A 12130-nucleotide genomic window follows, 5' to 3' on the forward strand; every position below is an offset into this window, starting at 1 on the left:
ATTCTTAGCTGTTTCATCATTACGAAGAGCGCGATACATGTCTGATGCCGCAACCTCTAACGCGGCGCCTACGGATTTGATCGAGCTGGGCCGCATCAGTGCAGCCTACGGTGTGAAAGGCTGGGTTAAGGTGCAGCCACATTCGGCCAATGCCGAAGTGCTGCTCTCAGCGTCTCAATGGTGGTTGACTCGCCCTGTGCCTGAATTGGCGCGGGGCGCTGTCGCGTCTGCGCCTGTCGCAATCAAGGTTCTGCAAGTCCGTTCGCAGGGCGCCACCGTGGTGGCCCAGCTGGCAGGCATTGCGGATCGCGATCAGGCGGAAGCCTTGCGCGGATACTCCGTGCAAGCGCCGCGCGGTTCTTTTCCCGCGCCCAAGGAAGACGAATACTACTGGGTCGACCTCATCGGATGTTCGCTGTATACCAGCGCCGCCGGTGAACCCGCGCTGATTGGCGTGGTGGACGAAGTCCTTGATAACGGCGCTCACGCCGTTTTGAAGGTCTTGTGCCAGAAGGTGGGGGCCGAAGGGCCCGAGCCTATCCTGAACGCCAAAGGCCGACCCGCCGAAATGCTTGTTCCGTTCGTACGCGCGCACATACACGCCGTCGATTTGGCTGCTCGCCGCATAGACAGCGACTGGCCGGCGGATCTTTGATGCGATTTGACGTCATTACGCTCTTTCCCGAAATGTTCGGGGTGGTGCGCGATCTGGGTGTCACCGGCCGGGCGCATGCCCAGGGCCGGTGGTCCTTGCACGCCTGGAATCCCCGTGATTTCACGCAGGGCGTCCATCGCACCGTGGACGACCGCCCTTATGGCGGCGGCCCCGGAATGGTAATGATGGCGGCGCCTTTGGAAGCCGCTGTCAATGCCGCCCAGCAAGCGCGCGCGGCGCTTGGCCTGGGCCCTGCGCCCGTGGCGCTGCTGGCGCCTGTTGGTCAGCGCTACGATCAAGCGAGTGCCGAAACATTGGCTGCAAGCGACGGGATCATCCTGATTTGCGGCCGCTACGAAGGCGTGGACCAGCGTTTCATTGAACGCTGCGTCACGCATGAGATCTCGTTGGGCGACTTCGTGCTGTCCGGCGGAGAGATCGCCGCCCTCGCGGTAATCGACGCCGCCGTGCGCCTCTTGCCCGGCGTGTTGAACGATGGCGATTCCGCCTTGCAGGATTCGTTCAACGACACCTTGTCCGGCTTGCTGGACAGCCCGCATTACACGCGACCCGAAGTCTATGAGGGCGAATCCGTGCCCGCGCCGCTGCTAAGCGGTCACCACGCCAACATCGCCCGCTGGCGACGCGAGCGCTCGCTTGCGCTGACGGCCGCCCGGCGTCCCGAGCTGATCGAATCTGCCCGCGCCAAGGGCTGGCTGAACAAGGCAGACGAACGCTACCTGGCCGAATTGGCCGGCACGTACGACCCCGCTGCCGACGCGCCCAAACGCCGGCGCAAACCGTCGGCCAAGCCCCCTCAGCCGCCCAAGACGCCCGAGGCGTCCTGAGCAGCGGTTTCCCTGCCTGATCCGGTCCGCAACCGCTAGGGATGTTCCTAGGTTGTGGGCGTTCTGGCTGCTCCTTAGTATTGAAAATTACATGCAAATGAAATTTTCATATGAGTCAATCCCCTACTGGCCGTTCCAGCCCTGAGCGCCGCGCTGCCTTGCCGCCACCGGCAAGCGCGCTGGCGGGCAGGCCGGAATCCGCCGTGGACCTGTGGCTGGGCCAGCAACTGCGCCAGCTGCGCAAGCAACAGGGGCGTTCGCTGGCCGAAGTGGCCCGCGCTTGCGGCATGTCGCTGGGCTTGTTGAGCCAGATCGAACGTGGCCTGAGTTCCGCGTCGGTAAAGGTTCTGCACCTGCTGGCCCGCGAATTCAACGTTTCCGTGAATTCGCTGCTGCGCAACGCCGAGCACACGCAAAGCGAGGACGGCGGCCGCGTCGCCCGCGCGGGCACGCACCGCTATATCGATCTGAGCGAAAAGGGCATCAGCAAAGAGATGTACACGCCGCCAGCGTGCCGCAGCATGGACCTGTGCCGCGCCACCATCGAGCCCGGCGGCTCGACCGGTCAGGAGCTATTCGTGACGGGGCAGGGCGAGCAGATCGGCGTGGTGCTCAAGGGCTCGCTGGAGTTGTGGGTGGGCGACCGAGTCATGCTGCTCAATGAAGGCGACAGTTTTTGCTATGCCAGCAGCACGCCGCGTCGCTGGCGCAATCCCGGGTCGCAGACGACCGAGGTCATCTGGGCCATCTCCAACATTACTCAACCTGCGGGGGACGACACGCAACAGGCGCCCTAAGCGCATTGCTTCCATCACGGCGCGATGACTCAGGGGATCGCCGCGCCACCGGGCACGCCGCGCGCTGTCCGGCCTTCTTTGCCACGATGAGGATATGTCATGAAATTCAAGACTCTGGTTGTCTCGGTATTCGCAGCATTGTCCATGGCCGCGGGCGCGCACGCCCAGACGGTGTTGAAAGTGGGGTCCACACCCACCGGCAGTCCCTTCACCTTTCTCGATACAAAAACCAACAGCATCGAAGGGGTGATGGTCGACATCGTGAAGGCCGTCGGCAAAGAAGCGGGATTCGAAGTGCAGATCGAGCCCATGGCGTTCTCGGCGCTGATCGGCTCGCTGACTTCCAAGCGCATCGACATCGTGTCGGCGGCCATGTTCATCACGCCGCAGCGGCAGCAGGTCGTCAGCTTTTCGGACCCCGTCTACCGCTATGGCGAGGGGTTGATGGTGCTGAAGACCGATAACAAGGAATACAAGTCCTTCGCCGACATGAAGGGCATGACGGTCGGCGTGCAGGTCGGCACCGCGTTTGTCGAGCCGATCCAGAAAAGCGGCATGTTCAAGGAAGTGAAGCTCTACGACAATCCGCCCGACATGATGCGCGACGCCAACGCCGGCCGCATCCAGGGCGGTTTCATGGACTTCCCCATTGCGGCCTACATCCTGACGCAGGGCAACTACCCCAACTTGAAGATGGCGTCGTCCTACCAGCCGACCATCATGGGCAGCCTGGGTCTCGCGACGCGCAAGGAAGACTCGGCCTTGCTCGACCGCATCAACAAGGCGCTGGTCAAGCTGAAGGCAGACGGCGCGATCGACGCCATCCTGAAGAAGTGGGGCTTGTCCGGCGGCTGATGCCTGCCTGATCTCAAGCAACCAAGCGTTTTTGCATCGGCCTGGCCGGCGCGCGTCTGCGCTGGCAGGCCGAGCGCATCCCGCGTGCCAGCGGGCTGCCTTGTCGGGATGGGTGGAGTCATGACGGAATTTTTCAAGGATTCGGCGGAGTATCTGCCGATATTGCTGCAAGGGGCGAAGCTGACGATCCTGGTGACGCTGGGTTCGCTCGCGTTGTCGACCGTGCTGGGCCTGGTGTGGGCGCTGATGCGGGTCTCCGGGAATTCGTTCCTGTCCAAGCTCAGCGGCGGGATCATCAACTTGCTGCGCGGCATCCCGATCATCGTGCTGCTGTTCTATATCTACTTCGTGATGCCCGACATGGGGGTGTCGCTGACGGCCGTGCAGGCGGCCATCATCGGCCTGGGCGTGGCGTATTCCGCCTATCAGGCCGAAAACTTCCGCGCCGGCATCCAGGCCATCGACCGAGGCCAGATCGAAGCCGCCATGGCGATGGGCATGAGCTGGAGCATGACGATGCGGCGCGTGGTGTTGCCGCAAGCCGTGAAGATCGTGCTGCCGCCCTACGGCAACATCATGATCATGATGCTGAAGGATTCGTCTCAGGCCTCCACCATCACGGTGGCCGAACTAGCCCTGCAGGGCAAGCTGATCGCCGTCTCGACGTTCAAGAACGCCACCGTGTTCTCGCTGGTCGCGCTGATGTACCTGGTGATGTGCGTGCCGCTGATCCTGCTGGTCCGGCATCTGGAAAAAAGGAGCGCCACGAAATGATCGAGCTCAAAGGGGTCCGCAAGAGCTTCGGCCCGCTTGAGGTGCTCAAGGGCATTGACGCCGAAGTCACCAAGGGCGAAGTCGTGTGCGTCATCGGCCCGTCCGGTTCCGGCAAGTCCACCATCCTGCGCTGCATCAACGGGCTCGAGCGCTACAACGCCGGGCGCATCACGGTCGATGGCGAGCTGGTCGACGCCGACGCCCCGTCCATCGTGTCCATCCGCACGCAGGTGGCGATGGTGTTCCAGCGCTTCAACCTGTTCCCGCATCGCACCGCGCTCGAAAATGTGATCGAAGGGCCGATCTTCGTGAAGAAAGAGCCTCGTGCGCAGGTGCTGGAGCGCGGCCGCGAGCTGCTGGCCAGCGTCGGTCTGGCCGACAAGGCGGACGCGCACCCGAACCAGTTGTCGGGTGGGCAGCAGCAACGCGTGGCCATCGCGCGCGCGCTGGCGATGCAGCCCAAGGCCATCCTGTTCGACGAGCCGACGTCCGCACTGGATCCCGAGCTGGTGGGCGACGTGCTGGGCGTGATGCGCAAGCTTGCCGAGGCCGGCATGACCATGGTCGTCGTGACCCATGAAATGAGCTTCGCGCGCGAGGTCGCCGACCGCGTCATGTTCTTCGACGGCGGCGTCATGGTCGAGCAGGGCGCCGCCCGAGAGCTCCTGAATCATCCGCAGCACCCCCGCACGCAGGATTTCCTGCGCCGTGTGCTGCATCCCATGTAGGAAGGAACCATCATGCAGCAAGTGCCGTTTCCTCTTTCCCCGTCGTTATGGGCAGCGACCGCCGCGGCGCCTCCGGCTACCCAGCCGCTTGCCGCTTCCTTGCAGGCGGATGTGCTGGTCATCGGCGGCGGTTACGCCGGCCTGAGCACGGCGCTGCATCTGGCCGAGCGCGGCGTCAATGCCGTGGTGCTGGAAGCGCGCGAGATCGGTTTCGGCGGCTCGGGCCGCAATGGCGGCCAGGTGATTCCGGGGCTGAAGTACGACCCGGATGCCTTGATCTCGATGTTTGGCCAAGAACGTGGCGAACGGCTGCTGCGGTTTGCGGGCGCGACCGCGGACGCGGTATTCAATCTGATCGACCGCCACGCCATGGACGTGCCGCACGTCCGCAAAGGCTGGATCCAGGGTGCTCACAATGCCGACGCGTTGCGTGTCGCGCACGACCGCGCGGCGCAATGGGCGCGCCATGGCGTGGATGCGCAGCCTCTGGATCGCGCGCAGGTGGGCCGCTTGCTGGGCACGGACCGCTATCTGGGCGGATGGGTGGATAACCGTGCCGGCGCGGTGCAGCCGCTGAGCTATGCGCGCGGGCTGGCGCGCGCCGCGCTGAATGCCGGCGCCACGATTTACACAGATACGCCCGTCATCGGCCTGACCCGCAACGGCGGCAAATGGGTGGCGACGACCGCCGGTGGCGCGACGGTCACCGCCGACCGGGTCGTGATGTGCACCAACGCCTATGGCGGGGACCTGCTGCCAGGGTTGAAGGCGTCCATCATCGATGCCAATACCTTCCAGGTGGCCACGGCGCCGTTGCCGGAGACGGTGCGCGCGGGCATCCTTCCTGAAGGGCACGTCAGCTCCGATACCCGCAACCTGTTGCTGTATTTCCGGCTGGACCATCAGGGCCGGTTGCTGATGGGCGGGCGCGGCCCGTTCCGTGAACCCAAGGGGCAGGCGGACTGGGCGCACCTGGAGCGGGTGATGCTGAAGCTGTTCCCGCAGGTGGCGGGTACGCCGTTCGAGTATCGCTGGTGCGGGCGCGTCGCCGTTACCCGCGACTACCTCCCGCATCTGCACGAACCGCAACCGGGCCTGCTGGTGGACATCGGCTGCCAGGGTCGCGGGGTGGGGCTGCAGACCAGCATGGGCCGCGCCATGGCCCAGTACGTGGCGACGGGCGACGCCAGCGCGTTGCCCTTGCCTTTGTCGCCGGTCGTGCCGTTTCCGATGTACGGTCTGCGGCGGCTCTACGTCAATGCGGTCGTGACCTGGTACCGCATGACCGACGGTGGCGTCTGACGGTTGTGGCGTGTCGGCGCTAATCAACACGCAATGCGGTAGCCAGCAGCTCCAGCACGGCATCCACCTTGGGCAGTAATTGCCGCCCCACGAGCCACACCAGATGGAGCGGCAGCCCATCGGTTTCCAACGTCGGCAGCACCTGCACCAGTTTGCCGCGTGCGATGTCCTCGCTCACTAGCCAGGTCGCCAGTTGCGCGATGCCGTATCCGGCCTTGACGGCGGCTACCTGTGCCTCGGCGTTGCCGACGATGACACGGCCTTCCATCGTGCGCCGCTCGACGGCTCGGGCATCATGTGCGATCAGCCAGGGGCTTGAGCTGCCATCGGCCTTGCCGTACAGCACGGCATCGTGCCGGGACAGTTCAGTGGCCGACGTCGGAGTGCCGTTGCGGGCCAGATAGTCCGGCGAAGCGCAGAAAATCAGGCGCTCGCAGCCTAGGTAACGATGCCCGATGGCGGCAGGCCATTGATCCGGCCCGCCGATGCGCACGGCCACGTCGATGCCTTCATCCACCAGGTCGGTGAAGCGGTCGGTGAAGGAAACGTGCGGACGCAGGTGCTGATGCTGCCGCATCAACTGCAGCATCAGCGGCCAGACCCGCAGGCGGCCGAAGGTGGCGGGCATGTCCACGCGTAAGCGGCCCACCGGCTCGCTGCGCTGCGCGGCCAACACGGTTTCGGCCTCTTCCAAATCGGCCAGGACGCGCACGCAGCTGCGGTAGAACGCAGTCCCTGCATCGGTCAGGGCCAGCCGGCGCGTGGTGCGTTCGAACAGGCGCGTGCCTAACCGTTCTTCCAGTCGAGCGACGCTCTTGCTGACGGCGGAACCCGTCACGTGCAGCCGTTCCGCCGCCGCCGTGAAGCTGCCTTCATCGGCGGTTGCCACGAAGGTGTCGATACCCTTGAGGCGTTCCGAAGGAATCATGTCACCTTCCTTATTATGGAAATAGAATCTTAAATGGATGGAAAATATATCTGAGATAGGAAATTTGTTCACTAATAGACTGGCGGCAAACCTATATATGCCGGAGTTTTCCCATGTCTTGCCTTGCTGTGCCTGGCGACGCGCCAGCGTCCCGTAGCGGCCTGTCTATCGCCATTCTGGCGGTGGCGGCGTTCGTCATCGTCACGACCGAGTACCTGATTGTCGGGCTGTTGCCGGCGCTGGCCCGCGATTTGGGGATTTCCATTTCCGCTGCCGGGCAGCTCGTCACCTTATTTGCCTTCACGGTGATGCTGTTTGGCCCGGTGCTGACGGCGCTGCTGTCGCACTTCGAGCGCAAACGGCTGTTCGTGGCCATCCTGCTGATCTTCGCCGCGTCCAATGCGCTGGCAGCGCTTGCGCCCAATGTCTGGGTGCTGGCGGTGGCCCGGTTCATTCCTGCGTTGGCGCTGCCGGTGTTCTGGGGCACGGCCAGCGAGACGGCCGGGCGACTGGCCGGCCCGCAAAGCGCTGGCCGCGCGGTATCGCAGGTGTACTTTGGCATTTCCGCAGCCTTGTTGTTCGGCATTCCGCTGGGGACCCTGGCGGCGGATGCCTTCGGCTGGCGCGGCACATTCTGGATGCTCGCTGGGCTGTCGTTGGCGATGGCCCTGGCGCTGTGGGCCTTCATGCCGACCATGGCGCAACCGCTGCGGTTGCGCTTGGGCGAACAGACCCGCATCCTCCAGGATGGGCGTTTCGTCGCCAATGTCGCGCTGTCCGTGGTGGTGTTCACCGCGATGTTCACCGCCTACACTTACCTGGCCGACATGCTCGAGCGTATTGCGGGCGTGGCGCCGGCTCACGTCGGCTGGTGGCTCATGGGCTTCGGTGCGATTGGCCTTGTGGGCAACTGGCTGGGTGGCCGGTTCATTGATCGCAGCCCCCTGGGCGCGACCGCCGGGTTCTCGCTGTTGCTGGGTCTGGGCATGGCGGCTAGCGTGTCGCTTGCCGGATCGCCGGCGTGGCTGGTGCTGGCGCTGGCGGTGTGGGGCATCGCCTATACCGCGCTGTTCCCCATCTGCCAGGTGCGAGTGATGAAGTCGGCCTCTCATGCGCAGGCGCTGGCAGGTACCTTGAACGTGTCGGCCGCCAATGCGGGCACCGGCCTGGGCGCGATCATCGGCGGGCTGGTGATTCCGCAGTGGGGCTTGGAGACCATAGGCCATGTCGCCGCTGGCATCGCAATGGTTGCCGTCCTCCTGGCGATCTGGATGGCACACTTGCGTCCACGATGAATTGCCGCGGTGAGGCTATGCAATTGCGACACGCGCGCTGCTTCCTTGCTGTTGCGCAAGCGTTGCACTTTGCCCGCGTCGCCGGACGGCCATCGCGCTTGGGCGCTGTCCGGTGTAATGCGGCGCTGGCATCGTGGTGAATGAAAAAACCCCGGCACCAGTCCGGGGTTTTTCATTTCGGCCGGTTGGGGCGGCCGTTCAGTCGCCCAGCTTGGCGCGCTGTTCACGCACCTTCTGCAGGGTTTCGCCGAACTGCGCCATGCGCGCCTTCTCCTGTTCGACGACCGCCGCCGGGGCGCGTTCGACGAAGCTGGCGTTCGACAGCTTGCCGTTGGCCTTGGCGATTTCGCCTTCCAGGCGCGCGATCTCCTTGTCCAGGCGAATGCGCTCGGCTGCCACGTCGATCTCGACGTGCAGCATCAAACGGCTGGCGCCCACGACCTGGACCGGCGCGCCGGCGTCCGGCAGGACGTCCAGCACGTCGACCTGGCTCAGCTTGGCCAGCGCGGCCAGGTAGGGCGCGTTGCGCGTGAGCGTGGGCGCGTCGCCCTGGGCGCACAGCGGCACCTTCTGGGCGGGCGACAGGTTCATTTCGCCGCGCAGGGCGCGCACGGCTTCGACCTGGGCCTTGAGCTCGGCCACGTCGGCCTCGGCGGCGGCATCCACCGCGGCCGGGTTGGCTTGCGGGTAAGGTTGCACGCTGACGCTGTCGGCCACGCCTTCCTTGCGCTTGCCGGCCACCACCGACACCTTCTGCCAGAGTTCTTCCGTGATGAACGGAATGATCGGGTGAGCCAGGCGCAGCACGCATTCCAGCACGCGGATCAGCGTACGGCGCGTGCCCAGCTGCTGGGCGGGCGTGCCGGTCTGGATCTGCACCTTGGCCAGTTCCAGGTACCAGTCGCAATACTCGTCCCAGACAAAGCGGTACAGCGCATTGGCGATGTTGTCGAAGCGGTAGTCGGCAAAGCCGCGCGCAACTTCGGCTTCCAGCGTCTGCATCTGGCTCACGATCCAGCGGTCGACGAACGAGGTTTCGCCTGCGTCCGTGCCCGTCAGGTCATGGCCTTCGGTATTCATCAGCACGAAGCGCGTGGCGTTCCACAGCTTGTTGCAGAAGTTGCGGTAGCCCTCGCAACGCTTCAGATCGAAGTTGATGTTGCGGCCCAGCGTGGCGTAGGCGGCCATCGTGAAACGCAGCGCGTCGGTGCCAAAGGCGGGGATGCCGTCCGGATACTGGCGGCGCGTCGCTTTTTCGATGGCGCCGGCCTGCTTGGGATTCATCAGGCCGTAGGTGCGCTTGGCGACCAGGCCGTCCAGGTCGATGCCGTCGATCAGGTCGACCGGGTCCAGCGTGTTGCCCTTGGACTTGCTCATCTTCTGGCCATCCGCATCGCGGATGAGACCGTGCACGTAGACGTGCTTGAACGGGATCTGGCCGGTCAGGTGCGTGGTCAGCATGACCATGCGGGCCACCCAGAAGAAGATGATGTCAAAGCCCGTGACCAGCACGCTGGAGGGCAGGTAGCGTTGCAGGTCCGGCGTGTTTTCCGGCCAGCCCAGCGTCGTGAAGGGCACGAGGCCCGACGAGAACCAGGTGTCCAGCACGTCGGGGTCGCGCTTGAGGTCGCCCGTGACCCCGGCGGCGCGCGCCTGGTCGATGGCGCCGGCTTCGTCGTGCGCCACGAAGACCTGGCCGTCTTCCGAATACCAGGCCGGGATCTGATGGCCCCACCACAGCTGACGCGAGATGCACCAGTCCTGGATGTTGTTCAGCCACTGGTTGTAGATGGTGGTCCAGTTGTCCGGGTAGAACTTAATGCGGCCGTCGGCCACTACGTCCAGCGCCACTTCGGTGATGCTCTTGCCCGGATTCAGCGTGCCTTCCGGGGCCGGCTTGCTCATGGCCACGAACCACTGGTCCGTCAGCATGGGCTCCAGCACGACGCCGGTGCGGTCGCCCTTGGGCTGCATCATCTTGTGCGGTTCGATCTTGACCAGATAGCCTTCGGCATCCAGTTGGGCGACGACCGCCTTGCGGGCTTCGTAGCGCTCCAGGCCCTGGAACTGCTTGGGGCCGTTTTCGTTGATGTGCGCATCCAGCGTGAAGATCACGATCAGCGGCAGATCATGGCGCATCGCGCAGGCGTAGTCGTTGAAATCGTGTGCGCCGGTGATCTTGACGCAACCCGTGCCGAATTCGGGGTCGACGAAATCGTCCGCGATGATCGGGATGTTGCGGTCGCACAGCGGCAGTTCGACTTCCTTGCCGATCAGGTGCTGGTAGCGCGGATCGTCGGGGTGCACGCACAGGGCGCCGTCGGCCAGCATCGTTTCCGGTCGGGTCGTGGCGATAGTCATGCCGCGCAGCGTGACGGTCTGGCCGTCCTTGTCGACGATGGTCTGCGGCCCGTCGACGAAGGGGTAGAGGATGTGCCACATGTGGCCATCGGTCTCTTCGGACTGGACTTCCAGGTCGGACACGGCGGTCAGCAGCTTGGGATCCCAGTTGACCAGGCGCTTGCCGCGGTAGATCAGTCCCTGTTTATGCAGGCGCACGAAGGTTTCCACCACGCCGCGTGACATGCGGTCGTCCATGGTGAAGTATTCGCGGGGCCAGTCGGCCGAGGCGCCCAGGCGGCGCACCTGCTCGGTGATGGCGTTGCCCGACTTTTCCTTCCATTCCCAGACTTTTTCCACGAATTTTTCGCGGCCGAGGTCGTGGCGGGAAACCTTCTGGGCATCCAGCTGTCTTTCAACAACGATCTGGGTGGCGATGCCGGCGTGGTCGGTGCCGGGGATGAATACGGTGTCGTCGCCCGCCATGCGGCGGTAGCGCACCAGCCCGTCCATGATGGTCTGGTTGAACGCGTGGCCCATGTGGAGCGTGCCCGTCACGTTGGGCGGCGGGAACTGGATCACATAGGGCTGACTTTCCGTCCCCGTTTTTACGTGCTGGCCCGCCGTGAAGTAGCCGCGCTTGTCCCACTCGGCGTACCAGCGGGATTCCAGTTCGGAAGGTTCGAAGCTCTTGGAGAGTTCCGGGGTGTCGCTCGCGGGATTCGCGGCGTTCGGGGGAGCGGCTTGAGTCATTACAGGGTTCCGGCAAACAGGGCGCCCGGGGTAGGGATACGGGCAGCAAACCGCTCATTTTAAGATGTAATGCGGTCTTCTCAGCGTGTTAGAATACCGGGTTACTGTAAACCTTTTAGAAGTCCCTGAATTCATTAAGGATTCCTTCGGAAATGCGCACGGAAAAGTGCACGTTTCAGAAATCCGAAGCAGAATTGAGGGCGCGTCCGATCGGTAGGCAGTGTCGAATCCCTGCCTTGGCCATGTGGTTCAGGACGGCCCGGAGCGTTCAACAGAACTGTTCAAACAACCCGGACCGCCTGTGCGCCAACGCGCGATGACACTTCAAGGGTGACACCGACAAGTGCAGAGCCACGCCAGGCAATTCATCAGAAACCAGTCAGAAATCAGCTTTCGGAGTTCTTATGTCCATCCAACGCACCCTCTCGATCATCAAGCCCGACGCCGTCGCCAAGAACGTCATCGGCCAGATCGTCGGCCGCTTCGAGCAAGCCGGCCTGAAGGTCATCGCCGCCCGCCTGGCTCAACTGTCGCGCGCCGACGCCGAGCGTTTCTACGCTGTGCACTCGGAACGCCCCTTCTTCAAGGACCTGGTCGATTTCATGATCTCGGGCCCCGTCTTCGTGCAAGTGCTGGAAGGTGAAGACGCCATCCTGAAGAACCGCGACCTGATGGGCGCCACGGACCCGAAGAAGGCTGCTCCCGGCACCATCCGCGCCGACTTCGCCGACAGCATCGACGCCAACGCCGTCCACGGCTCCGACGCTCCGGAAACGGCTGCTGTCGAAATCGCTTTCTTCTTCCCCGAAATCAACATCCACAGCCGTTGATTTTCGCGAAAGCACTGTTTTAGAT

The 12130-nt window shown here is 64.1% G+C and carries 11 protein-coding genes; 9 read left to right on the plus strand and 2 right to left on the minus strand.

Annotated features, from left to right (window positions below):
- Positions 1-37 precede the first annotated feature (37 nt).
- The 7 genes from rimM (at position 38) to CEY09_RS26935 (ending at position 5959) form a co-directional block, all read left to right on the plus strand.
- Positions 38-655: a ribosome maturation factor RimM gene (rimM, locus tag CEY09_RS26905; RefSeq protein ID WP_006224006.1), complete on the plus strand. Its 618-nt coding sequence runs from the start codon at positions 38-40 to the stop codon at positions 653-655.
- Complete coding sequence (trmD, locus tag CEY09_RS26910) at positions 655-1503, plus strand: tRNA (guanosine(37)-N1)-methyltransferase TrmD (protein ID WP_088590954.1); 849 nt, start codon at positions 655-657, stop codon at positions 1501-1503. Before rimM ends, trmD begins: the two co-directional genes overlap by 1 nt.
- Positions 1504-1613: 110 nt before the next feature.
- The gene (locus CEY09_RS26915; RefSeq protein WP_088590955.1) at positions 1614-2300 is read left to right on the plus strand and encodes a helix-turn-helix domain-containing protein; all 687 of its coding nucleotides are present in this window, start codon (positions 1614-1616) and stop codon (positions 2298-2300) included.
- A gap of 99 nt (positions 2301-2399) precedes the next feature.
- A complete protein-coding gene (locus CEY09_RS26920) occupies positions 2400-3155 on the plus strand; it encodes an ABC transporter substrate-binding protein (RefSeq protein ID WP_006224003.1) in 756 nt (251 codons plus the stop codon).
- A gap of 120 nt (positions 3156-3275) precedes the next feature.
- Complete coding sequence (locus CEY09_RS26925; RefSeq protein WP_006224002.1) at positions 3276-3929, plus strand: amino acid ABC transporter permease; 654 nt, start codon at positions 3276-3278, stop codon at positions 3927-3929.
- Positions 3926-4657 carry an amino acid ABC transporter ATP-binding protein gene (locus CEY09_RS26930; protein ID WP_006224000.1) on the plus strand — a complete coding sequence of 244 codons (732 nt, stop codon included), beginning with the start codon at positions 3926-3928 and terminating at the stop codon, positions 4655-4657. Before CEY09_RS26925 ends, CEY09_RS26930 begins: the two co-directional genes overlap by 4 nt.
- Before the next feature lie 12 nt (positions 4658-4669).
- The gene (locus tag CEY09_RS26935; protein WP_088590956.1) at positions 4670-5959 is read left to right on the plus strand and encodes an NAD(P)/FAD-dependent oxidoreductase; all 1290 of its coding nucleotides are present in this window, start codon (positions 4670-4672) and stop codon (positions 5957-5959) included.
- 19 nt (positions 5960-5978) lie between these two features.
- Here the strand turns inward: CEY09_RS26935 and CEY09_RS26940 are convergent, their stop codons facing one another.
- Complete coding sequence (locus CEY09_RS26940; RefSeq protein WP_088590957.1) at positions 5979-6887, minus strand: LysR family transcriptional regulator; 909 nt, start codon at positions 6885-6887, stop codon at positions 5979-5981.
- 113 nt (positions 6888-7000) lie between these two features.
- Here CEY09_RS26940 and CEY09_RS26945 point away from each other — a divergent pair, with 113 nt between their 5' ends.
- Entirely contained in the window at positions 7001-8182 is a 1182-nt protein-coding gene (locus CEY09_RS26945) for an MFS transporter (RefSeq protein ID WP_088590958.1), read from the plus strand.
- Positions 8183-8380: 198 nt separating this feature from the next.
- On the opposite strand, the gene CEY09_RS26950 is transcribed toward CEY09_RS26945, so the two are convergent.
- Complete coding sequence (locus CEY09_RS26950; protein WP_088590959.1) at positions 8381-11275, minus strand: valine--tRNA ligase; 2895 nt, start codon at positions 11273-11275, stop codon at positions 8381-8383.
- A 404-nt stretch (positions 11276-11679) separates the two neighbouring features.
- On the opposite strand from CEY09_RS26950, the gene ndk reads away from it, so the two are divergent.
- Positions 11680-12105 carry a nucleoside-diphosphate kinase gene (gene ndk / locus CEY09_RS26955; RefSeq protein WP_006223997.1) on the plus strand — a complete coding sequence of 142 codons (426 nt, stop codon included), beginning with the start codon at positions 11680-11682 and terminating at the stop codon, positions 12103-12105.
- The last annotated feature ends 25 nt before the right edge of the window (positions 12106-12130 follow it).

This window comes from Achromobacter marplatensis (assembly GCF_002209535.1).
Classification (GTDB): Bacteria; Pseudomonadota; Gammaproteobacteria; order Burkholderiales; family Burkholderiaceae_B; genus Achromobacter; species Achromobacter marplatensis.